Origin of the sequence: Psychroserpens sp. (assembly GCF_047633235.1) — a bacterium.
Taxonomy (GTDB): domain Bacteria; phylum Bacteroidota; class Bacteroidia; order Flavobacteriales; family Flavobacteriaceae; genus Psychroserpens.
Genome location: NZ_JBLIET010000007.1, coordinates 39,657 through 64,042 on the forward strand (window position 1 = coordinate 39,657; position 24,386 = coordinate 64,042).

Here is a 24,386-nt window from a genome sequence, read left to right on the forward strand (position 1 = left end):
AAGAGATTATTTTTTTTGTTTTAGTTTTTCCCAATTCTTATCTGCTTTTACTAATAACTCATTTGGAGATTCATTTAACCAAAGTTTTAATGCATTACTTCCCCAAGAATTATAAAATAGATATAATTTTCCACCTCTAATTTCAAAAGTTTCTGGGTCAACCGCAACTTTTTTATTTTTTGTACCAAGAGCATAAGCGCAATAACCTCCATATTGAGGTACGTATTTGGTTTGATTAGCATTAAATAAATCTAAATTTTCTTGAGACGAAAACTTGTACTTAGCTCCATCATGTGTAGCTACATATTTATCACTGCCTTCTTTAGCAGTATTGCTAAAATAGGAGACCACATCATATCCTTCGACGACATAGCCTTTTGTAGTGTTATAATCAATTGTTTGAGCGTTTACAGAATAACCTAAAACGACGAATAATACTATCAATACTTTTTTCATAATTTAATAAATTGATGATTTTTTGTTTAAGGCTAATATATCAGAAACATTAATTTTCATAATATACCAGTCCTCCATTTTTTCTACAGTGCCTTTTATTTTTGATGGCTTTCCTATATATGGGAGTATGTCGTTATTAATTGGATGGCCTTTCAAATCGGTTAATAAATAATATTCTGAGATGTTATTATTATCTGTCGTCGCTAGTACTGGCGGAACTCCACCGGAAATGCAACGCACAGCGCAACTCCTGTGGATTTTGCCTTTGCCAGGTTTCATAACGCCAAAGTAGCATTTAGGGTCTATGATTTCGCCTTCAAGTGTCATGTTGGTAATACTTGTTTTTTTAGGAGGTATTCCTGTAGAGTTTGGTATAAGTGTTACCTTTTCTTCATCAGTTATTTGAATGAGCGTTTTCCCATTATAGTAAATTAAATTCCCTTCAATACTTAACGTTTTTCCGTTGAGGTCTTTAGCTTCTTTTTTAATTTGCTCTAAAAATGGGTTAGCACTAGATTTTCCGAAGCCTAAAAGCAAAATATTTTTAAATGTATTTTTAGCGACTTGAACGCGTAACATGGGATAAGGATTCTCGTGATAAGTTCCTGTTATTTTTGTGTCACTTAATAATTCAAATGTGGCATTTTTAAAGGGTTTTTGTGAAAAGCTAAACACCACTGCCGCAACAATAATAACCATGATAGCAGAGAGTGCAAAACGCTTTAGAGTTCGCTTTGTTTTATAGCCTAGACTTCCATGTATATAAGACACATAAAATTCATCGTTCTTTTTCATAATTTAGAATTTACAAGGTTTGACTTCAGTGCCTTCTTCAAAAGCTTTCGGATTAATAAAAACAGTTTCGCCATCTAACTTTAATTCGTAAGTCGCTACTTTCTCTGTAAATGGAGGAGGCGATTGTCCGTTACTCGGTAAATATTGATAGCCATGCCAAGGACACGTAATACAACCGTCAATAATCTTTCCCTCTCCTAGTGGTCCACCTTGATGTTTACATACGTTGTGAATGGCAGATAGCTTTCCGTTGTACTTAAAAATGGCTACACGTTCATTCTCAACAGTGAATATTTTAGCTCTGTCTTCTTCGATTTCTGAAATATTACAGACTTCTAACCAACCTTTTTTTTCTTTTGTTTTGGTGGTGTCAATTTTACGTTCTTTAAATCCTGTTATCAAATGAAGGCTTGCAACTACTATAAAGCCTAAAACCATTATGCCGATAGTAAATAGTGATGTTTCTTGTTGAAAAGCGCCAAGAAATACATGCGCAATAATTAAGGCATACCCAAAGTAAACCATCATATGTAGACGTTTCCAAACCTTGGCTGAAAGATTTCCGAGGAAAAAATCATGACTTGTAGAAGCCATAAGAAATAAGATAAGTAGGGCGAAGAAACCTAACACTTGAAATGGAAAATTGGTGAGTGAGCCATAATCCATATTTGAGGTAAATAGAGAATATACTGGATTTACATCACCTAATGCATGAAACTGGAACATAGAAAAACCACCATGAATCAAAGCTGCAATAAACATACTTACGCCTAGATGTCTTCGGTTATAAAGTATAGGTAGAAAATTTGTGTTTAATCTTGCTAATGGACCAATAACCAAAATAATATGAAGCATTATAATAGCTAGGGAACCAAAGGCTCTAATTACTAATGTTTCTATACTAGTTTCAGAATTGAAAACGAAAGTAATAGCAGCAAACATAATGATATAGAGTAACATACTTACTACTATGATTTTATCATAGGTTTTTTTGTGTGCATTCCAAAGCACTAATTTATAATCTAATCCCATTAAAATTTAAGTTTAGTGATTTCTACTTGTTTTAAATCATCATAAATAATGATTCCTTTGGGTAGATTATTAATATTGAAGTTATAGATGCCAGCTGCTGTTAACTGACCAATAATAGTGGCCTTATTGCCTTTTGTGTCCATTTCATAGACTACAGATGATGAGGTTTTAAGGGTGGCCTTTAAAATGATTTCCAGGTGGCTCTCAAAAACTGAGGCTTTGATTAGTTCATTTTCTGAGGTCTTGAGACTTCCTTTTTTTGAGCCATTACTTTGCGATGTTGTATCGCTTTCCGAAGAAAATATTTCTAAATCCTTGACAGATAAAACCATAATAAGTGGGACTATAATAAGGAGTAATAGCCAAATGTATTGATGTGCTTTACGTAATCCTGACGTCATAATTAAACAGTTTTAGATTTGAATAAACGTTCTATTAAAAAAGGCCAAGTCGCAATGACTCCTGGCAGCAGTAGAAAGCGTACTTTCTTTTTAGTGTCTTGCATTAAAGGGTCTATTTTGGTAGCACCTTTAAATAGGAAGTATAAACCAAAAAGGAGGCCTAAAGCAAAGTAAACGCCTAGAACTGCTAAAATAATAATAATGATTGTTTCCATATTATATCAAATTTCCAAATAATGCGTGACAACTAACAAATGCGATCACTGATAAAATAATTCCTATTAAAAATATATTAAACGATTTACGAAGTAACTTAAATTTACGGTCTATCGTTTTTCCTAAATGGTAGGTGTCTTTAGCAATGGTTTTATATAACTCATCACCTTCATTCATTAGATTAGTAATATTATTTACATATTCATTTTCATTCATATCTTGAAAATTACCATAAAACATCAAGTTCTTTGCTTCGCTTTTTCCATGAACTAGTTCTGGACGCGTTGCAAAAATAGCAAAAGCTATAGATGTTAGGTTGGTCATCAAAATCATTATAATTGGATAAATAAGATGTGGATCTGAGCTTAATTGCCCCATAACCGTTCCTAGTATTAGTGATAGAATTAAAGCATTTATAGATATTAAAATATTTGATTTGGTATCTATCATTGTATTTAGGGTATACTGATTTTTAGATAATAACCGAAATAATGTTTCCACGCCACGTTCAGACCTCGGAGCTACTTTTGCAAGTTTCTTTTTTAACTGTTTTAAGGCGTCTTTATCAATATTTAATTCGTCCATTAAATACTTGTCTTCTGCCTTTTCTTTTAATTTATCGCTCATATGTCAAATGTATAGTAATGGATTTTAAGAATATAACTTTTTTACAACACGACCAATACTTAATCCTTGAACAATAATCGAAAATAACACGATGATGTAAGTGATATGAAGTATTATATCTAATGAAAGTTCTTCACTTAAGCTTAAGGCTAGAGCTATAGAAATGCCACCTCGTAATCCTCCCCAAGTTAAAATGGCTATAGTTTTAATTGGTTTTTTCTCTTCATGTTTTAATAGTGAATAAGGTAAAAGTACAGAAATAAATCGTGCAAGAAGCACAATTACTATAGCGAGAATACCTAGTAAAATATAACTAGTATTAAACTCTAACAAGTGAATGGCTAACCCAATTAGGACAAATAAAATGCCATTAAAAACATCATCTAGAATCTCCCAAAAGGAATTGATAGCTTTTTGCACGGAGTTTTTATCTTCATTAATATTTATTTTATTTCCAATTAACAATCCTGCGACTACCATCGCTAATGGTGCTGAAATATGCAGCATAAATGCACCTGCTGTTCCTCCCATGACTACAGCAAGTGTGATCATTACCGCTAACTGCGGGTTGTCTTTTAAGGATTGAATGAATTTTAACCCTAGAAAACCTATCGCTAATCCATATACTAATCCACCTACAGCTTCTTCAAGAAAAAGCGTCCCTATTTCAGTGCTTAACTCTGTAATATTGTGTTCTCCCATTGCGGTAGCAATTAATAAAATACCAGAAAAAACAACAACACCAATGCCATCATTAAACAAGGATTCTCCTTCTATTTTTATGCCTAAACTTTTAGAAATATTAGCCTCTTTTAAAATGGCCATAACGGCAATTGGGTCGGTTGGTGAGATTAAGGCACCAAATAAAAGTGCGTGTAAAAAAGGTAATTCTAAACCAATTAGTTGCGCGGCAAAAAAGACTAAGCCACCAACTAAAAATGTTGAGATGAGAACGCCCAAAGTTGCAAACAAAAAAATTGATTTCTTTTCTTTGGCAAGCGCTCCAAGGTTCACATGTAATGCGCCTGCAAATAATAAAAAACTTAAAATACCATTGAGTAACAGTGTTTTAAAATCGGCATTGACAATAATATCACAAAAGAATTTGTAAAACTCGGGAAACACCTTTTCACTTAGTGTAATTGGAATGATTAAGATTAAACTTAAGATCATTAAACCTATTGTAGTTGGCAGCTTTAACCATTTATAATTGATATAATTAAACAGCGCTGCAATTGTAAATATGATACTGAAAGATTCGAACATGATTAATTTTGATTTACGTTAATATATTTTCCTACAAACACACCAATCACAATGGCTAAATAAAATTGACCAATAATATTCATGACTAATGTTAAGGACTGAGCGGGCGCTGTTAATGGTGTAATATCACCATAACCAACAGATGTTATACTTATAAAGCTGAAATAGTAAAAACTATAACCAGAAAACCCTTTGATTAATTGAAATGAATTTGAGTCTAAAAAATGAACAAACTCAAAAAGTACACCGCCAATAATTCCCAAATAGAGGAAACCCAAAATAGGACCTATTATAAACTGAAGATTAATGTCTTTTATCTTTAATAGCTGCCTAATTAAAATAATACAAAAGCAAGCAAATAGTAAAAAAGAGAAGACTAACCGACAAATTAAAAGTGTTTTAGAATTGCTATCAGAAAATTCTAACCAAATAGCTAACAACGTTAAAGCGCCTAGAAAGTATGTAAAAAATTTCGCTAACCTCTTAGAGGCAATTAGAGAACTACTTAAAATAACTATAGTGTAATTAATAACAATAATATATGCAGGGTTAAAGCCGCTTATCGCAATATGAATAGGTGTTAACAGAAAATTAAAAACACTTAATAAAGCAATGAGGTATTTATAGTTTTCCAAATGCTTCATCATGTTTTTTTTACTATAATTGGTTAAATTTTGATACGATATAACTATTAATTCGATTTTCTATCCCTTTAACGTTTACTCCAACTGCTTTCAATTTGACAACCACTTGTGCGTAACAATGCTAAAATCGGACAACGATCATCTACTTTTTGACCTAGGGTCTTAACGTGCTCATCTGATAGGTCTCCTGTTACTAAAGCATCTAGTCGTAAACTCTTGTAGCTGCCATTTGAATGATCTGACATCCCCATGAAACCGGAAAGATCGAGATCAATTTCCACCTTTATATCAATTTGTGTGATATTCAAGGAGAGTTCTTCAGCAACAACTTGGGCTTGTTCATTTTGACAGCCAGCTAAAGACGCAATAAAAAGTTGCATAGGGTTAGGACCTGTATTTGATCCGCCCTCTTCAATAGGTTCATCTGTTTTAAGCGTCCATTCTGTATTTGTAATGACTACTGTAGTAGGCCACCCTTTTCCTCGTGCTTCAGCTTTGAAGGTTTCTAAATGTGAATTTTCCATGTTTAGTTTATAGTTTTATATTAATGTTGGATCTGTAATTATTTCTAATAACGCTGGACCATTATGTGCTTTTAATTGTTCCAAAGCGGGTAGTAATTCTTCTATTTTTGTGACTCTAATTCCTAAAGCACCACAGTTCTCAGCATACTTTGCGAAACTCACATTGTGCAAAGATGTTTTCCAGACATCCAATTCGGCTGCTTTTTGCTCTTTAGATATTTTTCCTAATTCTGAATTGTTCAACAATACGTGTTTAATGTTCATATTGTATTTTACCAAGGTCATCATCTCCCCTAAATACTGGCCAAAACCACCATCGCCAGAAACTGACCAAATAGGTCTGTCTTTACCTTGCGCTGCCCAAGCTCCCATGGCTGCAGGCAATGAAAAACCTATAGATCCTAAATAGCCTGACATTAAAACAGATTGATTTTTAGGCTCGAAATAGCGCCCAAAAGAGTAGGTGTTATTTCCAACATCTACCGCAATCACGGCATTGTCTGGAACCACTTTGTTCATCGCTTCAAAAACAGCAATAGAACTTAAACCTATATCACTTTCATCTTTTAATCGACTGGCTTTTTCTTCTTTCCATATGGCCCAACGTTTTGCTATTTCCGGACGTCTATCTACAGTCGTGAGTTTTCCTTCTGTTTGCTCTTTTATAATAGATAAGGTTTCTGAAATTTCTCCCCAAAGCGCGGCATCAACTTTATGAAATTTACTTAATGCTGTTGGGTCGTAATCTACTTGTATGATTGGTTTTTTAGGTGTGATTCCTGTATGATTAGAGAACGATGCTCCAAATACAATCAGTAAGTCACTTTCGTTCATAAACCACGAAGCAATGGGTGTTCCGCTTCTTCCTAATACACCGCAACCTAAGTCATGATAATCAGAAATTTGTCCTTTTGCCTTAAACGTCGTAATTACTGGACAGTTTAATTTTTCAGCGAAATCAGTAATCGCTTTCATATGAAAACGTGCTCCATGACCAACAATTATTGCAGGTGTTTTTGAATCTTTCAGCATATCAATAGCCTTTGCAACCATTTGCCTTGGCGGCGAAATATTCATAGGTGTAATTCTGTCTTCTGGTGTTTGTGCTTTTTGGCCTTCTGGTTTTGGCATAAAAGCCACTTCATCTGGAAATGTGATATGTGATACATCTCTATTCAATAAAGCACTTTTTATTGCTAAACTCATTAACTCTGCATGTTTTGAGTTTTGCTGTACGCTATGATTAAAGTTCGCTACGGTTTGAAACGCACCAACCAAATCTACTTCTTGAAAAGCTCCAGTTCCCATGACCTGCGTATTTACTTGTCCAGATATGGCTAACATAGGTGAGCGGTCTACTTTTGCATCCCACATTCCTGTATACATATTTGTAGAGCCAGGTCCTGCAATACCAAAACAAACAGCGGGTCTTCCTGTGAGTTTTCCATAAGCTGAGGCGGCAAAGGCGGCAGCGCCTTCATGACGAATTCCAAAAAATTGAAATTTACCTTGTTCTTCTTGGCGCATCATGGCATTTGCAACGCCTAAATTGGAATGTCCTACCATGCCAAAGCCAGTATTAACGCCCCAATTTACCATGGTTTCTATCATCACGTCAGAAATGGTTTCTTGGTGTGTTTCTTCTTCTACTGCTATAAAAATTTCATCGCCTTCTTCTTTTACTTCAAAAGTTTCTAATCCATCATCGAAACCTCCTGGAGACATTCCTGTACAAGGATCATAATCCCAACCATGCCACGGGCAGCGTAACATCCCGTTTTCAATAGAGCCTTCTCCTAAAGGACCACCTTGATGTGGGCAACTATTATCTAGGGCAGAAAATTTACCTTTATAATGTGTTAAACAAATGCCTTTATGACCAGCAGTAACTGTTTGAACACGTCCTTCAGGTAATGTCTTTTTGTCTTTTAGTACACTGTACCATTTTTTGGTTGTTGCCATGTTTTTAGTTTTTGTCAAATTTTGAATTGAATTGATCTTGCCTTATACTAACTGCGCGATATGAATATTTTATCAAGAAAAATAACCCTAAAAGCATGATAACAATGCCTAAAACACTTATGTACGTAGCACTGTTTTCTATCATTTTTAATTGTAAACCACCTATTAATCCTGAAATTGCTAAACAGGCCACTGCGATTTAAAAAAACACCATGGTACGGTTTAAGGTTTTTAACTGAGCTAATTTTCGGTGAATAATAGAATCGTCTTTTGACTGCTCATTTATTAAACCGCTTAATTCATTGCTTAAAGTTACCATAAGGTTAGTGGTTGATAAGATTAATAAACCTATACCAGGCACTATTGTTATGGGTAAATACCAGTTTTCCATTAGTGTATTCCTGCGTAATTTATTCCTGTTAATTTATGAATGTCTCTAGCGTATGTAGATAAGTCATCGTGATTAAATTTGGTGACATCATCATAACCACAAGACCTTGCAACGACCTTTATTAAATCATTAGTTGCATCAAAAAAGTTATGCAATTGCTTTGCTGAAGAATCAATAATTAATCGACTACGAAGTGATTCTTTTTGAGTAGCTATTCCTACTGGGCAATTATTACTTCCGCAAGCGCGCATCCCTAAACAACCAATAGCCTGTAATGCAGAATTTGATACCGCAATGGCATCGGCTCCTAGCATCATAGCTTTTGCGAAATCTTCAGCAACGCGCAAACCACCAGTGATTACTAATGTAACATCTGATGCGCCAACTTTATCCAGATAGGTTCTTGCTCTGGCTAATGCAGGAATTGTTGGAACATTAATATGGTCTCTTAAAATGGTTGGAGCAGAACCTGTTCCGCCACCACGACCATCTAATATTATATAATCGATACCAACGTCTAATGCAAATTGAATGTCTTTTTCTATATGACTTGCTGCGATTTTAAAACCTATCGGAATTCCGCCAGTACGTTCACGAACCTTATCGGCAAAATCCTTAAAATCTTGTACACTATGAAAATTTGGGTTCGCCGCAGGTGATATAGCAGTTTCGCCTTCTTTCAATCCACGAACCTTTGCTATTTCTGCACTTACCTTACTTCCAGGCAAATGCCCTCCAGTTCCTGTTTTTGCGCCTTGTCCACCTTTAAAGTGAAAGGCCTGTACATTGTCTAGTTTGTCCCAAGAGAATCCAAATTGAGCAGATGCTAATTCGTAAAAATATCTTGAATTACTAGCCTGTTCTTCAGGTAACATACCACCTTCACCAGAACAAATACCAGTTCCAGCAAGTTCTGCACCTTTACTTAAAGCGATTTTGGCTTCACGAGATAATGCGCCAAAACTCATATCGCTTACAAACAATGGCATGTCTAACTCTAATGGCTTTTTAGCCTTAGGGCCAATAACGATTTTGGTGGCTACAGTTTCATGATCTAATAAGGGACGTGTTGCTAATTGCGCTGGTAAAAATTGAATATCATTCCATTTTGGTAATGTGTTTCTGTCAACTCCCATGGAGGCAGAAAATCCATGATGACCAATATTTTTTAAGCCATTCTGTGATAGCTCTTTGATATAGCCCGTATAAGGTTCGGTGGCTTCTGGATGTGTATCTGCATAAGCGCCTAAGTATTCATCGCGATTAAAAGGTTGAGGACTATTGACTAAATACGCATCGATTTCAAAAGCATCGACCATTAAATCATCGCCTTCAATCTTAGTAGAGAATTTATGCAAAACTTCTTTATTGTTGTATTCTGAAACACCAGAATCTACTCTATAATCCCAACCATGAACTCCACAAATAAGGTTGTGACCATCGACATGTCCATCAGACATTAAAGCACCTCTGTGCAAACATCTTCCGTAAAGAACAGAAATGTCTTCATCAAATTTTACAATGACTAAATCTAATCCATTGACTAAGGCGTGAACAGGCTGTTTATTTATTAATTCACTTATCTGTGCGATTATAGTTGGTTTTTTCATGTTGTGATTAATTGGTTAATTTTTATTTTGTCGAAATATGTTAAAATTACTTTCAATAGATATCAGAGTCTAGTTTGATGCGATAATATATAGTAAGTTAGTTTTTATTTACTTCAGGATTTTTGTGCACGAAATGAATTGCGAATTGTAATCAATCAATTCTTTTTTTCGCATTGAACTTAGCACATTACTAACAGTTTGTCTGGAGGTATTAGTAAGGTTTGCAATCTCTTTATGTGATAGTGAGTTTTTTGCAATAACTTGATTTGATTCATTTTCTTCGCCAAAGTATTCTATATATTCTAAAACGAATTCTTTAATTCTTGTCGCACTATCTTTGTATAATTATGCATGAAAATAGCGTTCGTTAACTATTTTGCCATCGCGCCATTGTGTTCTGTTAACTTGCTCAAAGTGGTGCTCTGTGCCATCATTTGTAGTAAATTCCATTACGGCTTCATAGTAAGAAGTATCTCCTCCAACTGCTATGTTTTTCATTTCGTATTTTCCAAAGTGTGTTACGGTTGCTAATAATTCTCTTTCTGCTTGTAAGCATACTTCTTTGCCTACTTTAGGTTCATTATTAGCTTCTTGAAGGACAACATCGTCCGCTAAATATTTTTCCATAGCTGCCATAAATTCTCCTTTTCCTAATAATTGTTTTAAATCTGATAATGCGTTTTTAATTTGATTTTCCATTTTCTAATCTTTTTTGTTATTGATTTATTTGTTTAGTGATTTATTAATAACAAAAGTATTGTTGAAAGTCAGATTGCAGCATACATATTCTTCCTTAAATCTTGTATATTTCGCAACAATCTATTCATTATGAAGATTAGATAGCTAAAAGGTTCTAATCTCCCTTAACTTATTTTATTATGCACTTAAACTATACAAGCAATATTGAGGAAAGCATGTTTAATGTCACAGACTTTAATTGCTCATCATCTCAACAACTGCTTAAAACAAGGGGGTTTTATAAGATTATTTGGGCAAGGGAAAACGATATAAACTTAACTATTGATGGCTATGATTTTAAACTCAATACATCCCATGTCTTATTTTGCACACCAATGAATGTAGTCCAAATAGAGAAGGGACAAGCAGGGGCTGTGGCTCTTGTGTTTAATCGAGAGTTTTATTGTATTAGAGATCATGATCATGAGGTCTCTTGTAATGGTATTTTGTTCTTTGGTTCTTCTCTTCCTCGTGTGATCTCCTTAAATGAAAAGGAGAAGACTAGTTACAATATGATGTTTCAAATACTTTTGGATGAATTTCAAACAAAAGACACTATTCAAGGAGAGATGCTTCGAGTTATGTTAAAAAGGATATTGATAAAATCTACACGTTTAATAAAGCTAGATATAACTCAACCGCAATTATCAACTATTAAAATTGATATTATAAGACGTTTTAATGTTTTGGTTGAAGAGTATTTCAAAGAGAAACATCAAGTGTCTGATTATGCAGCAATGCTTAATAAATCGCCTAAAACCCTTTCAAATCTTTTTAAAATGTATAGTGATAAGACAGCACTTACATTTATTAATGATAGAATAATTACAGAAGCTAGACGATTATTGTTGTTTTCCGATAAAACCTCTGAAGAAATAACATACATACTAGGTTATAATGATCCTGGGCATTTTTCAAAATTCTTTAAAAAACAAGTTGGAGCTAGTCCTACAGAATTTAGAAAAAACGTAAATTCTAAGTATGATAAGAATTAAAACAAACCATTAATTTGCGCATCAATCTTATTGATGATTTCACCAAGATCTTCAGGGTTTGCAACAAAGTCTAAATTATCAACGTCTATTATCAGTAAATTACCTTTATCATATGTCGTAATCCAAGCTTCATAACGTTCGTTAAGTCTACTGAGGTAATCAATACTAATAGAATTTTCATAATCGCGTCCACGCTTGTGAATTTGTGACACTAAATTGGGGATAGAACTACGCAAGTAAATCAATAAATCTGGCCCTTCAACAAAGGACTCCATAAGGTCAAAAAGAGAACGGTAATTTTCAAAATCACGGTTAGTCATTAATCCCATGGCATGCAGATTGGGAGCGAAAATATGCGCATCTTCATAAATGGTTCTATCTTGGATGATATCTTTACCACTCTTGCGAATTTGAGATACTTGACGAAACCTACTATTTAAAAAATAGACTTGAAGGTTAAAACTCCAACGTTCCATCTGATTGTAAAAATCATCTAAATATGGATTGTCAACCACATCTTCTAATTGTGGTTCCCATTTGAAGTGTTTAGCTAGTAATTTAGTAAGTGTAGTTTTTCCTGCACCAATATTTCCTGCGACAGCAACATGCATATTTATTTGAGTTTTAGTTGGTATTTATGAAGTATTTTAGAGTCGTAAATATACACCGTTTCATTGGTTAGTAAAAACTGATTTATTAACAATTTTGGCATTGAAATAGGGCGAATAGTTTCGGCTTTTTGCGATTTATAAAAAAGACCAGTTTCTGTTTTTAAAATGAGATTCTCGTTATCTGCAGCAAATGAAGTGTAGCCTTTGTTTTCGAGTTTCGAGATTAAACTTCCGAAGTAGGTATATTGATACAAATATTTTTCAGTGAGCATCCAGCAATAATTATAATCGCTCGCTAATGCCAAAACATTTGATTGTACAGGCACAGCTGTGGCTCTTACCTTGTCGGTCTTATAATCATAGAGTTCTAATTGTTGGAGATCTTGATTAAAAATCCAAAGTGTATTATCATAGCCAGTCGAGATATGAGATACATTTTTATAAGGTTGCTTGGTATTGAAATCAACTTTAAAAATTTCGGCTAACCGATTATCGAGAATTAGAATCGTATTGAAATCCTGATAAAACACGTTAATTTTTAATGGATTAAAAGCATTAACTGTCGTTGGGAAACCCAATTGAACGTTACTGTAATTAATTGCTGGTTTGTCAGAGGATTTTTTATAGAGGATATTGCCAATGGTATAATAAACCGTCTCAAAATTATCTACAGCTACAATTTCATCTGCTTTGAAAGCGATTGCGTTAACAGGAGTTAACCCAATTTGAGATTGAGCAGCAGCCATGGAGGTGAAAATCAATAAAATGTATCTAATTAAAGCCATAGGTGTTTTACAGAACTTAAAAGTACAAAAATTGAACCAGTATTTAGATAACTATAATTGTCATAGTAGATGGTGTGATTTTTTAATTTAGAATACCAATTTGTATCCAAATCCACGAACATTGATAATTTGTATACTATCGTCTTTTTTAAGTTTCTTTCTCAGTTTTGTGATAAAGACATCCATGCTTCTCGCTGTGAAAAAATCATCTGTTCCCCAAAGTTTATTGAGTATGAGTGAGCGATCAAGAACTTTGTTTTTGTTTTGTACCAAGTGATATAATAAATGTGATTCTCGATGTGTTAAGGGTTGTTCACTAGATTCAAAATATAATATTTGCTTAGGAAAATCAAATGTGTAATACCCTACTTTTATAATATCAGCTGTTTTTTGGACTTGTGTGCGGTTGAGTAAATTATTGATTCTTACAATAAGTTCTTCCATACTAAACGGCTTTTTGAGATAGTCATTACCACCAATATTAAAACCTTCAACGACATCTCTAGTTTGTGACTTTGCTGTTAAAAAAATTATAGGAATACTATCATCAATTGCTCTGATCTCTTTAGCAAGTGTAAAGCCATCTTTTTTTGGCATCATGACATCTAGGACTAAAATTTTTGGAGCTTGTTTTTTATAGGCCTCAAAAGCGATGTTTCCGTTCTCACAAAGCAAAACATGAAAGTCTCTAGTCTCTAAGCTTTCCTTGATAATTTGTCCTAATGCTGGCTCGTCTTCTGCAAGCAAAATGGTAGTTTTAGACATTTGACAGTTGGATTTTAAAAGTTGTTAGTTGTTTTTTGAGGTCTAGTTCAATCGATCCATTGTGCTTTTTAATAATTTCATTAGCATAATACAAGCCAATTCCAAACCCTTTAACGTCATGCGTGTTTCCTTTTGGTACACGATAAAACTTTTCGAAAATTCGGTCTTTGTCTACCTTTGTTAACGATGATCCGTTATCAGAAATTGAGATGTCTGTATGATTCACAGTCTGTTTTAGAATAATATGTATGGTGTTGCCACCATATTTACAAGCATTATCAAGAATATTATTAATGGCATTTTCAAAATGAAAAATATCTACATGTGCAAAAACAGCAGCTTCAATGTCATGAGATATCATTTTTTTTTGATCATTAAATTTATGTTTCTCTGTGATTGTGGTAATCACTTCGGAAATATTATAAGTATCAAAATTGAGTTCTAAATTATCACTATTTAGAGAAGCAGTCTCCAACAACTTTTCAACCATAGTATTTAATTTTGATAATTGAGATCTTGACATCTCTAAATAGGTTTTCGCTTTCTCTTTGTTGTCAATCATATTGAAATTCTGAAGACTCTCCAAAGCAACACCAATAGTAGCAATAGGTGTTTTGAACTCATGCGTAATATTACTAATAAGATCATTTTTAACTTCTGCTAGTTGTTTTTGACGTTTTATTATCTGTAAAAGATAGAAAAGACAACTAATGACAGATAAAACTAAAAGTGTTGAAATGACGATTCCCCAAATGATGCGTTTGAAGACATCATTTGAAATAGTATTAAATAAGATGCTTAATTCACTGTTTTTAGGTAGTAATGAGGATTTAGAAGAGGTGCTTAAAAATGATTTTAATTGAACCGAATCTATAAATTCTATGTCTTTTTCAACCGCGTTATAATAATCAATATCGGTTGAAGGATCTTTATATTTGATCGTATAATTAATGCCTATATCCTTTCTGAGAAGTTCAGATTGTAATAACGTATCAATGCCTTTTAGCGATAAAGAATCTGTTTTCATCGATATTATAATCTTAGATGTAAACTGTCTTAAACTTTTATCTGAAAATAGGGTGTCTTTATTTGTAGAAGCTATGGAAAGCGTATCTACATTAATATGTGTAATACGATTTGAAGGCGAATCCTTAAAATCGACAGTAGCGTTTAATTGCATTTGACTAATAATAGAGTCAGCCTTTGGTCCTTTAACTACAGAAACGCCATTCAATAAACTTGGGTTAATAGAATCAATACCACTAAACCCATCGGTGTCAGACTCAGTAATAGAGCTCATGATACTATCAAATCTACCATTTTTAAGGAAGTCTTTTTGATTCATACCTTGAAAGCTAAAACCAATGGTGCTATTTTCGGCCAAATTAGCATAATAGTCATCCACCGCTTTATCTAAACTTGTTTGTACATCATTGACAAGTTGCTGTTTGCTAGATAAATAGTTTTTGTAATTCCAGTAGGCTTGAATCCCTATTGTAGACAGTATTACAATGACAATAACATAGAGTATAGATCTGTATTTAGTATCGTTCATATTCCAAAAGTAAATGTTAAAACCTTTAAAAGCTAATCGGTTAACACACGTTAACATTGGTTAACTATAATCTATGTAAGGCAGAATTATATTTGTAGTGTATTAATCATAAAATAAAACATCATGAAAACAGTATTTACATTTTTAGGACTTTTAATTGCAACAGTTACGTTTAGTCAAGCTCAAAATTTAGAAGGAAAGGTGACCACGGAAAACATTAAAATCACAAATTTGAGTGTTTCGGTAACAGTAGACTCGGCAGAAGAAGTTAAGACTACTTTTGATATGAAAGACATCAAGAGCATATTAAATGAAGTTGAAGGAGATGAAGAGATCTCTTTTGAAATTACGTGTAACGGGGAAAAAATATCAGAAGGTGTTACAAAAAAAGTGTCCTATCGTGTGACGGGAAATTCAAATGATAAAGATGCTTTTTTGAAGCGTATAAATAAAATTAGAAAAGCAGCAATTACATATTATAACAATAAAGAGTAGTCATTAAATGAGCTTTGAAAAACACTTAATTAACCTTTGTTTCTAGAGCTCATTTTCTATAAAATCAACATTTAAATACATTCAAACAGATGAAAGTACTAGTGAAATTAATTATCGTGTCCATATTTCTGCTCTGCGGAACAATCAACGCTCAAGAATTTATAGGTGAAGCAACATATAAGTCTAAACGACAAATAGATGTTAAGTTAGATAGCACACAGATGAATTCAGGAATGCAAGAGCAGGTGATGGAAATGTTGAAAAAGCAATTTGAAAAAACGCACATCCTTACGTTTAATAAAGAAGAGTCTGTTTACATAGAAGAAGAATCACTTGGTGCTCCAAATCCACAAGGAATGCAAATGGCAATAATAGGTGCAGGAGGATCTGATGTGTTATATAAAAACCTAAAAGAGAAACGTAACACGAACATGAGAGAAACGTTTAGTAAGCTTTTTTTAGTTAAAGGTGGTTTGAAAGAACATGAATGGACTTTAGAATCTGACACAAAAAACATTGGGGAATACACATGTTTTAAAGCCATTATGACTAGGGAAGTTGAAGAGGTTAAGAGCGGTTTTACAATAGATAAAGATGAAGACTCACATGAAAAAGAAGACAAAGAGGCGCCAATGAAAACCATTACTATTACGGCTTGGTACACTCCACAAATTCCGGTAAGTGCAGGTCCAGCTGGATATCATGGACTTCCTGGATTAATTCTTGAAACTAATGATGGTAGTCAAACTATAATTTGCAGTAAGATTATTATTAATCCCAAAAAGTCTAATGAAATTATAGAACCTACAAAAGGTAAAGAAGTGACCCAAGAAGAATTTGACGCGATCTTGATAAAGAAGATGAAAGACATGCAAGAGCGATTTAGACCTAATGGAAGAGGGGATGGAGAGCATATAGAAATTAGAATTGGAGGTTAATTTATTAAGAAAAGTTTAACAATTGAGGTTTAAACATTTTGGTGTTTTTTTTGTCATAGTCGTTGTATTAATATTGCTTCTAAGCGAAAATGCAGCGTTAATGTTATTATAAAGACAACGCATTTGTTTAATCTTTATATAAATTTGCTCAACATGAATTTCAACAACTACAAAATGCAACTACCTTTACCTAAGTTTTCTATCATTCTATTACTATTGTTTCTATCACTACAAGTAAGTGCTCAAGACTTTCAAGGTCAAGCTATTTATCAAACTAAAACATCTATGGATATGAGTGGTTGGGGAGGAGATCAAATGAGTGAGCAACGAAAAAAGCAAATTGCAGATCGAATGAAAAGTATGTTAGAGAAAACTTACGTGCTTAACTTCAATAGAAGTGAATCTACATATAAAGAAGAAGAAAAATTGGCAGCACCAGGATCTGGTAATAGTCGTTGGGGAGGAATGATGAGCAGCTTCACTGGTGGACCGCAATACAAAAATGTTAAAGAATTTTTGATTTTACAAGAACAAGAATTCTTTGGCAAACAATTTCTAGTAAAAGATTCTTTATCAAGCTTAGATTGGAAGCTTGGAAGCGAAACCAAACAAATTGGACAGTATACGTGTTTCAAGGCTACTACAATTAAGCCTGTTGATGACATGGACTTTATGAGCATGCGAAGAAGAAATAGAGGTAATGATGAAAAGAAGGAAGGCGAAGAAAAGGCAGACTCCACAAAAAAAGAATCAGACGATCCTTTTGATGAATTAGAAGTGCCAAAATTTGTAGTTGTTACCGCATGGTATACGCCGCAAATACCAGTGAGTACGGGCCCAGGAGAATATCACGGACTCCCAGGATTAATTCTTGAAGTAACGGCAGATAAAACAGTCATGTTGTGTACTAAAATTGTAATGAACCCTCAAGAAAGAGAAGCGATAGATAGACCGGAAAAAGGAGACATTGTTACTCGTGAGGAGTATAACCAAATCATGAAAGATAAGATTGCCGAGATGAGAGAAATGTATGGTGGTCGAGGCGGTCGAAGAAATTAAATTACTAACCAAAATCGTTTTTATTATTCCGAAAATAAAATAGAAACAAAAACCAATCAAATGAAAAAATTATTAGTTGTTTTAATGCTTTTAATAGCAGGAGTTTCTAGTTCTCAAGTTACCGCAAAAGGTGTTGTGAAAGATAGTATTGGAGCACCTTTAGAATTGGCAAACGTGATTGCCATCAATAAAGAAACCAAAGCGATGGCATCGTATGCTATTACGAATGAAAACGGTTTTTTTAAACTCAATTTAGACAAAAACACAACGTATACCGTACAAGTAAGTTATATTGGAATGAAAACCGTTTCTCAAACGATTTCAACTATAGAAGCAGATATTACTAAAGATTTTACGCTCCAAAATGATAACGCATTGGCAGCCGTAGAGCTTACTTATGAAATGCCAGTAACCATAAAGGGTGACACTCTGATTTATAACGCAGATTCGTTTAAGGATGGCTCTGAGCGAAAGCTAGAAGACGTCCTCAAAAAATTGCCAGGTGTCGAGATTAATGCTGACGGACAAATAGAAGTCGAAGGTAAAGTTGTTAATAAACTCATGGTCAATGGGAAAGATTTCTTTGATGGCGATACAAAATTAGCGACTAAAAATATTCCTTCAAATGCGGTTGATAAAATACAAGTATTAAGAAATTATTCCGAAGTTGGACAATTAAGAGGTGTTACAAATAATCAAGATAATGTCGCTATAAATATTAAGTTAAAAGAAGGGAAAGAGAGTTTTTGGTTTGGAGACGTTACAATGGGAGCTGGAGTGGCAGATACAGATGATCTTTACCTTGTGCAACCCAAACTGTTTTATTACAGTCCTAAATACAGTATCAACGTTATTGGTGACATGAATAACATTGGGGAAGTGGCTTTGACTAATCGAGATATTAGAAATTTTGGAGGTGGTTTTAGACGTCCAAGCCAAGGGAGTGGAACAAGTATTAACTTAGGAGACAACGGTCTTGGAGGCCTTACTAATATTGGCAATGCCCAGGAGATTGTAACAAAATTAGGTGCAGCAAATTTTAGTTATGCACCACAAAAAAATCTAGACCTTAGTGGGTTTTTAATTTATAATAGTAGTCGTTTAAGAACTCGTGAAGAAAGTTTTGTGAGATATATTAATTCAGATTTGGGTATTCCTGACGAAGAAACAGTGCAAACAGGAAGGGAAGCCACTAATCAAGGTTTAGCAAAATTGAGTGTATCATACAAACCAAACTTTAATAATCAATTAGATTACGATCTTTTGGGTAGGATTTCTTCAGATTCAGAGCGACAAGACGTCCTGTCGTCGGTTGTTGGCAGTACCAGTCAATTTAACGAAGTAAAACCGTTTAGTATTAATCAAAACTTCAACTATTATTACACACTAGATGAAAAAAATATTTTTGCACTTGAAGCGCAGCATTTAATAAGGGATGAGGATCCGTTTTATAATGCTTTATTAGGTAATGATCCAACTAATAACGATGCTGATGACGATAATGAACCTGGTGACCCTTCAGAACAAGATGCCTTTGATAATACTGCAGGAGCTTTGGGTTTTGACAGAGATCAATTTGGATATAATCTAAATCAAGAGCGTCGTATTAAGACCAATCAACTAGATGCCAAATTAGATTATTACTATATCTTAAATAACAAGAGTAATATCAATATAACGTTAGGTACTATTTTAAGTAATCAAAGATTTAATTCTAATATATTTCAGTTTTTAGATAATGGTTCTGTATTTGATCCAGTAGCAGCACTGACAGATGGCGAAGGTGCTCTTTTGAGAAATGAAAATGATACTGAGTATAACTTTAGTGATGTGTATTTAGGATTTAAATACAGGCTCAAAACTGGTAAATTCACAATTACTCCAGGACTATCTTTACACTCTTATGGTAATAAGAACACACAATTTGGAACTGAATTTAAAGACAATTTCTTTAGAGTTTTACCAGAGTTTGAAACGCTAATTCAATTTAAAAAAAGTGAAACGTTAACGTTTAGATATAATATGAGTAACTCTTTTACTGATGTTAATAGTTTGGCTGAAGGATTGGTGTTAAACAGTTTTAATAATATTAGCTTTGGTAATGCAGAATTACAAAATTCATTATCACATAATTTGAGTTTGAGATATTTTAGTTTTAACCTTTTTAATTATACGAATGTGGTTGCTATTGCGAATTATAGTAAAAATATCGATCAAATTAGAAGTTTAACAAATTTTGATAATGTGATTCAAACCAGTTCCTTTTTCAATTCTAATTTTGCAGATGAATCTGCAAATGTATTTGGACGTGTAGAGCGTACCTTCAAAAAAATTAGAGCGAGAATGGCTGTGCGTTTCTCCTATTTTAAAAGAAATCAATTTGTTCAAAATATACGAACGGTAAGTGAAAACTTTAGTCAAACGTATTCTCCAGAATTACGTACAAATTTTAGAGATGCACCAAATGTACGCATACGATACGACTATTCTATTAACAGCAACGATCAAGGCACAACGTCAACAAGATTCGTAACCAATGCACCTTCAATTGAATTTGATGCTTATATCTGGAAATCAGTAACCTTTAGAACAGATTTCACCTACACCAATCAAGCTGACGGTGTTAGACCTTCACAATCTTTTCAAACTTGGGATGCGAGTTTAGCTTACAGAAAAGATAAAGATGCTAATTGGGAATATGAAGTGAAAGCATCTAACCTATTAGATGTTGATGCTAGGATAAATAATAGTGCAGGTAATATTTCAGTATTTAATTCAGAAACGTTTATTCAACCTCGTTTTGTGACCTTTAGAGTGATATATACCCTATAATTTATATTGGGCGTTACCCTTTTTCGTAGAAAACGACAAAGGGTCAGGCTCTCGGCAGTCGCTCTCTTTGAGGAGCTCCAGCAAAGCCTCCATCCATAACGCAAAGATAAAAAGGTCTTCTTTCTTATAAAGAAGGTCTTTTTTATTAAGAGCCTATGACATCCTTAAGCTGTTAATTTTATAATAAAACCACTAGTAATGTTTAATATTTATATAAATTTGTTAGACAAACCAACTATTATTTGCAATTATGAAAGTTATACTTACCACATTTACAGCCTTGTTTTTAATAGGATTAATGATGCTTAATCCAAGTAGAAGCGCTAATTCAAATAATCCACAAGACGCTAAGGGATTTCAAGGTAAGGCTTACTACATGGCGAAATCTTCTATAGACTTTGGAGCTTGGGGAGCAAGAATGAGTGAAGAACAAAAGAAGGCCATGAAGGCACAATTAAAAAATCGACTAGAAAAAACATATACGCTTACATTTAATAAGTCAGAATCTTACTTTACGGAAGAGGATAAGCTAGATGCGATGTCTGGAGCAACAGATTCTTGGGGGAAAAACTTTGCAGCAGGAGATCAATATAAGAATGTAAAGACCAATACTCAAATTCAAGATCAAGAGTTTTATGGAAAACGTTTTCTTGTAAAAGATAGCTTACAACCAATAGAATGGAAATTAGGATCAGAAAGCAAGCAAATAGGAAGTTACATGTGTTTTAAAGCCACAGCATCTATACCATCAGATGAATTGACATGGTATTCATTTTCTTGGGGTAAATTGAGAACTAGTGCCCCAACTTCAGAAGGAGAAGAGGCTACAGAACCAGAAATCGCAATGACCGATGTAGAGGCATGGTATTCTCCACAAATACCAGTAAGTCATGGACCGTCAGAATATTGGGGACTTCCAGGTTTAATCTTAGAAGTCAGCGCAGGAGATACGACCATGTTATGTTCTAAATTAGTCATCAATCCAGAAGAAACTATTGAAATCGAGGCGCCAGATAAAGGCAAAGAAATTAATAAGAAAGACTACCAAGAAACCATTGTTGAGAAAATGAAAGAGTTTAGGTCTCAACGTATGGGTGGTAGACGTGGATAATTATTTTCTCTACCATAATTAAAACAAAAAAACCTCTGAATTTTATTTCAGAGGTTTTCGTGTTCTTAAAATAAATTATTTATTGCTTCTCCATCAAATAAGTACCGTAAGGTACACGAGGTATTTCGAAGCCATCTTCTGGTATTACTGCACCACTTCTAGCTTTTATAATTATAGTAATTTTTTCTGGGTTAGTTTGACCTTCCATGTATCTAAAATTCATTCTATTATGAAGATATTTTCGTTCTGGATCTACAAAATATAATCCAATTCTTCTTTCATTAACTCCACAGTTAGGGCAATCGAGGTCTTGCCTTGTGACAAGATATCTACCACCTATGTTTTGAGTGACATTTACATTGTTAATATTATCTGGTCCATTTTCTGTATTGCCTTCTGATTCATCTGGTCGGTTAGATAATGTATTTATAATAGTGAGACCATTTAAGGTGTAAGCGTATTCACCAATAAGATAATCTTCGTAATAATCACCATTAAATGAATGAACAAGTTTTTGTATCGTAACTGTAAAATTTATATTACCATTAGTATAAACCTATGTGCCAACAAAATTGTTGAGTTCATTATTAAGGTCTTTAACATAAGAGTCATCTTCTATTAAATGTCCTGGAGTATCTATAGGTAAAGTTTGTGCTTTACATGATAAAGCTAAAAGTAATATTGATATTGTAAAAAATAAGTTTTTCATTTAGCTCTAATAAAAACAGCTAAAAACTAAATGATTAATTAGTCTTTAGCTGTTAAGAGTTTAATAATAATGTTACTGCTTCTCCTTCAAATAAATTACTTAGTTTTCTGTACTCTTTACTGCCACCTACTTTACTATTAAAGGCTGATAAAGAAATGTGTTTTACTCTGGATTCTCCAGTTTCTTTAACTGGCTCTTTAAAGTCATCCTTTTGATAACTCGTAAAGCAACTTAGAATTCCTAGAAGCAGCATAGCAATTCTAAGATGGTGTTTCATTTTTTGCTTCATAAATTTTAAGGTTTTAATTTAGTTGAAACAAAAGGGGTGTTTTATTACGGAGAAGTCAATAGGCAGAGCTACGTATATTAATGAGAATAAATGTTAAAATTTTGAGGGTATTACTCAAATATTTGAGTAAAAAAACCTCTAAATTTTGAATTCAGAGGTTGTAACAGTTTTAGTAATAGCGTTTTTTATAAGTCAAACGCTTTCTTAACCTTATCTACATAATCCAATTTCTCCCAAGTAAATAATTCAACATCCATTGTTAAGTCATCACCATTGGGTTGAGAGAATGTTTTACTTACAGTTTCATTTTTTCTTCCCATGTGACCATAAGCTGCAGTTTCACTATACATTGGCTGGCGTAATTTTAAACGCTCTTCAATAGCTGCTGGTCGCATATCAAAAATACCTCTGATTTTTGAAGCAATCTCTCCATCTGTAATATTAAATGGACAAGTGCCATACGTATCCACATAAATGGACGTTGGTTCTACGACACCAATGGCATAACTGACTTGAACTAATAATTCGTCACAAATACCGGCTGCCACCATGTTTTTTGCAATATGTCTCGTAGCATAAGCAGCACTTCTATCTACTTTACTTGGGTCCTTTCCAGAGAAAGCACCACCACCATGGCCACCTTTGCCACCATACGTGTCAACAATAATTTTTCGTCCTGTTAACCCTGTATCTCCATGAGGTCCTCCAATGACGAATTTTCCTGTAGGATTGATATGATACGTGATTTGATCGTTAAATAAGGCTTGAATGTGTTCTGGTAATTTAGCAACGACTCTTGGGATTAAAATAGAAACGATATCTTTTCTGATTTTGGCTAACATGGTTTCGTCTTCATCAAAATCATCATGTTGTGTAGAGACCACTATCGCATCAATACGTTGCGGTATATTATCATCACTATACTCAATAGTGACCTGACTTTTAGAGTCTGGACGTATATATGTGATGTCTTTATTCTCACGTCTTAATGCTGCGAGTTCTTTTAAAATTCTGTGTGATAAATCTAATGCTAAAGGCATGTAGTTATCGGTTTCGCGAGTTGCATAACCAAACATCATTCCTTGGTCACCTGCACCTTGCTCCTCTTTACTAGCTCTGTCAACACCACGATTGATGTCTGGAGATTGTTCATGAATTGCCGAAAACACGCCACATGAGTTCCCGTCAAACATATATTCGCTTTTTGTGTAGCCAATTTTATTAATGGTATCACGTGCAATTTTTTGAACATCTAAATAGGCGTTCGATTTCACCTCGCCAGCCAAAACAACTTGACCAGTAGTAACTAAGGTTTCACAAGCTACTTTTGATTCGCTATCAAAAGCTAAAAAATGATCAATTAAAGCATCGCTAATTTGATCTGCTACTTTATCTGGATGGCCTTCAGAGACACTTTCCGAAGTAAATAAATATGACATATAAATTTTTAAATTTATTGAACTTCATTTTTTTACCTTTCTTTTGGAGAGGCTAGAATTGTTTTGACAATTCTTGTTGAGGAATTTTGAGATTGCTTGGTCGCTAGAGAAGTTGAAAACTAACTGCTTTAGCATTTTTAT

25 protein-coding genes and 1 pseudogene are annotated in these 24,386 nt (G+C 33.8%); 6 read left to right on the top strand and 20 right to left on the bottom strand.

What is annotated here, in order from left to right:
• Nucleotides 1-6: 6 nt before the first annotated feature.
• From ACJAZK_RS03635 to ACJAZK_RS03695, 13 genes are all read right to left on the bottom strand, one after another.
• Nucleotides 7-456 carry a YHS domain-containing (seleno)protein gene (locus tag ACJAZK_RS03635; protein WP_415190202.1) on the bottom strand — a complete coding sequence of 150 codons (450 nt, stop codon included), beginning with the start codon at nucleotides 454-456 and terminating at the stop codon, nucleotides 7-9.
• A gap of 3 nt (nucleotides 457-459) precedes the next feature.
• Complete coding sequence (locus ACJAZK_RS03640) at nucleotides 460-1,251, bottom strand: hypothetical protein (RefSeq protein WP_415190201.1); 792 nt, start codon at nucleotides 1,249-1,251, stop codon at nucleotides 460-462.
• Nucleotides 1,252-1,254: 3 nt separating this feature from the next.
• A complete protein-coding gene (locus ACJAZK_RS03645) occupies nucleotides 1,255-2,283 on the bottom strand; it encodes a Rieske 2Fe-2S domain-containing protein (protein WP_415222663.1) in 1,029 nt (342 codons plus the stop codon).
• Entirely contained in the window at nucleotides 2,283-2,684 is a 402-nt protein-coding gene (locus ACJAZK_RS03650) for a hypothetical protein (protein WP_415222664.1), read from the bottom strand. Before ACJAZK_RS03650 ends, ACJAZK_RS03645 begins: the two co-directional genes overlap by 1 nt.
• A 2-nt stretch (nucleotides 2,685-2,686) precedes the next feature.
• Entirely contained in the window at nucleotides 2,687-2,899 is a 213-nt protein-coding gene (locus ACJAZK_RS03655; RefSeq protein WP_415222665.1) for a hypothetical protein, read from the bottom strand.
• A 1-nt stretch (nucleotide 2,900) separates the two neighbouring features.
• Entirely contained in the window at nucleotides 2,901-3,527 is a 627-nt protein-coding gene (locus ACJAZK_RS03660; RefSeq protein WP_415222666.1) for a Pycsar system effector family protein, read from the bottom strand.
• 24 nt (nucleotides 3,528-3,551) lie between these two features.
• Nucleotides 3,552-4,793: a cation:proton antiporter gene (locus tag ACJAZK_RS03665; RefSeq protein WP_415222667.1), complete on the bottom strand. Its 1,242-nt coding sequence runs from the start codon at nucleotides 4,791-4,793 to the stop codon at nucleotides 3,552-3,554.
• Nucleotides 4,794-4,795: 2 nt separating this feature from the next.
• On the bottom strand, nucleotides 4,796-5,440 hold the full coding sequence (locus tag ACJAZK_RS03670) for an ion channel (RefSeq protein WP_415190195.1): 645 nt from the start codon (nucleotides 5,438-5,440) through the stop codon (nucleotides 4,796-4,798).
• 65 nt (nucleotides 5,441-5,505) lie between these two features.
• Nucleotides 5,506-5,961 carry an OsmC family protein gene (locus tag ACJAZK_RS03675; RefSeq protein ID WP_415222668.1) on the bottom strand — a complete coding sequence of 152 codons (456 nt, stop codon included), beginning with the start codon at nucleotides 5,959-5,961 and terminating at the stop codon, nucleotides 5,506-5,508.
• A gap of 15 nt (nucleotides 5,962-5,976) precedes the next feature.
• A complete protein-coding gene (locus ACJAZK_RS03680; protein WP_415222669.1) occupies nucleotides 5,977-7,923 on the bottom strand; it encodes a thiamine pyrophosphate-dependent enzyme in 1,947 nt (648 codons plus the stop codon).
• A 390-nt stretch (nucleotides 7,924-8,313) separates the two neighbouring features.
• A complete protein-coding gene (locus ACJAZK_RS03685; RefSeq protein ID WP_415222670.1) occupies nucleotides 8,314-9,924 on the bottom strand; it encodes a glutamate synthase-related protein in 1,611 nt (536 codons plus the stop codon).
• A 108-nt stretch (nucleotides 9,925-10,032) separates the two neighbouring features.
• Nucleotides 10,033-10,245 (bottom strand): helix-turn-helix domain-containing protein, encoded by a 213-nt coding sequence (locus tag ACJAZK_RS03690; protein ID WP_415222722.1) that lies wholly within the window; start codon nucleotides 10,243-10,245, stop codon nucleotides 10,033-10,035.
• Nucleotides 10,246-10,269: 24 nt separating this feature from the next.
• A complete protein-coding gene (locus tag ACJAZK_RS03695) occupies nucleotides 10,270-10,623 on the bottom strand; it encodes a nuclear transport factor 2 family protein (RefSeq protein ID WP_415222671.1) in 354 nt (117 codons plus the stop codon).
• A gap of 179 nt (nucleotides 10,624-10,802) precedes the next feature.
• On the opposite strand from ACJAZK_RS03695, the gene ACJAZK_RS03700 reads away from it, so the two are divergent.
• Nucleotides 10,803-11,657 (top strand): helix-turn-helix domain-containing protein, encoded by an 855-nt coding sequence (locus ACJAZK_RS03700; RefSeq protein ID WP_415222672.1) that lies wholly within the window; start codon nucleotides 10,803-10,805, stop codon nucleotides 11,655-11,657.
• Here the strand turns inward: ACJAZK_RS03700 and ACJAZK_RS03705 are convergent.
• From ACJAZK_RS03705 to ACJAZK_RS03720, 4 genes are all read right to left on the bottom strand, one after another.
• The gene (locus tag ACJAZK_RS03705; RefSeq protein ID WP_028871590.1) at nucleotides 11,654-12,268 is read right to left on the bottom strand and encodes a deoxynucleoside kinase; all 615 of its coding nucleotides are present in this window, start codon (nucleotides 12,266-12,268) and stop codon (nucleotides 11,654-11,656) included. The genes ACJAZK_RS03700 and ACJAZK_RS03705 overlap by 4 nt on opposite strands.
• 2 nt (nucleotides 12,269-12,270) lie before the next feature.
• Nucleotides 12,271-13,053, bottom strand: a complete 783-nt coding sequence (locus ACJAZK_RS03710; RefSeq protein WP_415222673.1) for a hypothetical protein — start codon at nucleotides 13,051-13,053, stop codon at nucleotides 12,271-12,273.
• Between the two features lie 87 nt (nucleotides 13,054-13,140).
• Complete coding sequence (locus tag ACJAZK_RS03715; RefSeq protein WP_415222674.1) at nucleotides 13,141-13,818, bottom strand: response regulator transcription factor; 678 nt, start codon at nucleotides 13,816-13,818, stop codon at nucleotides 13,141-13,143.
• A complete protein-coding gene (locus ACJAZK_RS03720; RefSeq protein ID WP_415222675.1) occupies nucleotides 13,811-15,373 on the bottom strand; it encodes a sensor histidine kinase in 1,563 nt (520 codons plus the stop codon). Before ACJAZK_RS03720 ends, ACJAZK_RS03715 begins: the two co-directional genes overlap by 8 nt.
• A gap of 123 nt (nucleotides 15,374-15,496) precedes the next feature.
• On the opposite strand from ACJAZK_RS03720, the gene ACJAZK_RS03725 reads away from it, so the two are divergent.
• The 5 genes from ACJAZK_RS03725 to ACJAZK_RS03745 all read left to right on the top strand — a co-directional run bounded on the left by ACJAZK_RS03725 (nucleotide 15,497) and on the right by ACJAZK_RS03745 (nucleotide 21,808).
• The gene (locus tag ACJAZK_RS03725; protein WP_028871586.1) at nucleotides 15,497-15,868 is read left to right on the top strand and encodes a hypothetical protein; all 372 of its coding nucleotides are present in this window, start codon (nucleotides 15,497-15,499) and stop codon (nucleotides 15,866-15,868) included.
• Nucleotides 15,869-15,957: 89 nt separating this feature from the next.
• A complete protein-coding gene (locus tag ACJAZK_RS03730) occupies nucleotides 15,958-16,806 on the top strand; it encodes a GLPGLI family protein (RefSeq protein ID WP_415222676.1) in 849 nt (282 codons plus the stop codon).
• Nucleotides 16,807-16,980: 174 nt separating this feature from the next.
• Nucleotides 16,981-17,865 carry a GLPGLI family protein gene (locus tag ACJAZK_RS03735; RefSeq protein WP_415222677.1) on the top strand — a complete coding sequence of 295 codons (885 nt, stop codon included), beginning with the start codon at nucleotides 16,981-16,983 and terminating at the stop codon, nucleotides 17,863-17,865.
• 60 nt (nucleotides 17,866-17,925) lie between these two features.
• Entirely contained in the window at nucleotides 17,926-20,697 is a 2,772-nt protein-coding gene (locus ACJAZK_RS03740) for a carboxypeptidase regulatory-like domain-containing protein (protein ID WP_415222678.1), read from the top strand.
• 250 nt (nucleotides 20,698-20,947) lie between these two features.
• Entirely contained in the window at nucleotides 20,948-21,808 is an 861-nt protein-coding gene (locus ACJAZK_RS03745) for a GLPGLI family protein (RefSeq protein ID WP_415222679.1), read from the top strand.
• A gap of 79 nt (nucleotides 21,809-21,887) precedes the next feature.
• Here the strand turns inward: ACJAZK_RS03745 and ACJAZK_RS03750 are convergent.
• The 3 genes and pseudogenes from ACJAZK_RS03750 to metK form a co-directional block, all read right to left on the bottom strand.
• Nucleotides 21,888-22,517, bottom strand: a pseudogene (locus tag ACJAZK_RS03750) (DUF6705 family protein).
• 52 nt (nucleotides 22,518-22,569) lie between these two features.
• Nucleotides 22,570-22,806, bottom strand: a complete 237-nt coding sequence (locus ACJAZK_RS03755) for a hypothetical protein (RefSeq protein ID WP_415222680.1) — start codon at nucleotides 22,804-22,806, stop codon at nucleotides 22,570-22,572.
• A gap of 185 nt (nucleotides 22,807-22,991) precedes the next feature.
• Nucleotides 22,992-24,245, bottom strand: coding sequence for a methionine adenosyltransferase (metK, locus tag ACJAZK_RS03760; RefSeq protein ID WP_415222681.1), 1,254 nt, complete (start codon nucleotides 24,243-24,245; stop codon nucleotides 22,992-22,994).
• Between the last annotated feature and the right edge of the window lie 141 nt (nucleotides 24,246-24,386).

Coding starts and splice junctions, on each gene's coding strand:
- ACJAZK_RS03635 (WP_415190202.1), bottom strand. CDS start 456: ATGAAAAAAGTATTGATAGTATTATTCGTCGTTTTAGGTTATTCTGTA.
- ACJAZK_RS03640 (WP_415190201.1), bottom strand. CDS start 1,251: ATGAAAAAGAACGATGAATTTTATGTGTCTTATATACATGGAAGTCTA.
- ACJAZK_RS03645 (WP_415222663.1), bottom strand. CDS start 2,283: ATGGGATTAGATTATAAATTAGTGCTTTGGAATGCACACAAAAAAACC.
- ACJAZK_RS03650 (WP_415222664.1), bottom strand. CDS start 2,684: ATGACGTCAGGATTACGTAAAGCACATCAATACATTTGGCTATTACTC.
- ACJAZK_RS03655 (WP_415222665.1), bottom strand. CDS start 2,899: ATGGAAACAATCATTATTATTATTTTAGCAGTTCTAGGCGTTTACTTT.
- ACJAZK_RS03660 (WP_415222666.1), bottom strand. CDS start 3,527: ATGAGCGATAAATTAAAAGAAAAGGCAGAAGACAAGTATTTAATGGAC.
- ACJAZK_RS03665 (WP_415222667.1), bottom strand. CDS start 4,793: ATGTTCGAATCTTTCAGTATCATATTTACAATTGCAGCGCTGTTTAAT.
- ACJAZK_RS03670 (WP_415190195.1), bottom strand. CDS start 5,440: ATGATGAAGCATTTGGAAAACTATAAATACCTCATTGCTTTATTAAGT.
- ACJAZK_RS03675 (WP_415222668.1), bottom strand. CDS start 5,961: ATGGAAAATTCACATTTAGAAACCTTCAAAGCTGAAGCACGAGGAAAA.
- ACJAZK_RS03680 (WP_415222669.1), bottom strand. CDS start 7,923: ATGGCAACAACCAAAAAATGGTACAGTGTACTAAAAGACAAAAAGACA.
- ACJAZK_RS03685 (WP_415222670.1), bottom strand. CDS start 9,924: ATGAAAAAACCAACTATAATCGCACAGATAAGTGAATTAATAAATAAA.
- ACJAZK_RS03695 (WP_415222671.1), bottom strand. CDS start 10,623: ATGGAAAATCAAATTAAAAACGCATTATCAGATTTAAAACAATTATTA.
- ACJAZK_RS03700 (WP_415222672.1), top strand. CDS start 10,803: ATGCACTTAAACTATACAAGCAATATTGAGGAAAGCATGTTTAATGTC.
- ACJAZK_RS03705 (WP_028871590.1), bottom strand. CDS start 12,268: ATGCATGTTGCTGTCGCAGGAAATATTGGTGCAGGAAAAACTACACTT.
- ACJAZK_RS03710 (WP_415222673.1), bottom strand. CDS start 13,053: ATGGCTTTAATTAGATACATTTTATTGATTTTCACCTCCATGGCTGCT.
- ACJAZK_RS03715 (WP_415222674.1), bottom strand. CDS start 13,818: ATGTCTAAAACTACCATTTTGCTTGCAGAAGACGAGCCAGCATTAGGA.
- ACJAZK_RS03720 (WP_415222675.1), bottom strand. CDS start 15,373: ATGAACGATACTAAATACAGATCTATACTCTATGTTATTGTCATTGTA.
- ACJAZK_RS03725 (WP_028871586.1), top strand. CDS start 15,497: ATGAAAACAGTATTTACATTTTTAGGACTTTTAATTGCAACAGTTACG.
- ACJAZK_RS03730 (WP_415222676.1), top strand. CDS start 15,958: ATGAAAGTACTAGTGAAATTAATTATCGTGTCCATATTTCTGCTCTGC.
- ACJAZK_RS03735 (WP_415222677.1), top strand. CDS start 16,981: ATGCAACTACCTTTACCTAAGTTTTCTATCATTCTATTACTATTGTTT.
- ACJAZK_RS03740 (WP_415222678.1), top strand. CDS start 17,926: ATGAAAAAATTATTAGTTGTTTTAATGCTTTTAATAGCAGGAGTTTCT.
- ACJAZK_RS03745 (WP_415222679.1), top strand. CDS start 20,948: ATGAAAGTTATACTTACCACATTTACAGCCTTGTTTTTAATAGGATTA.
- ACJAZK_RS03755 (WP_415222680.1), bottom strand. CDS start 22,806: ATGAAGCAAAAAATGAAACACCATCTTAGAATTGCTATGCTGCTTCTA.
- metK (WP_415222681.1), bottom strand. CDS start 24,245: ATGTCATATTTATTTACTTCGGAAAGTGTCTCTGAAGGCCATCCAGAT.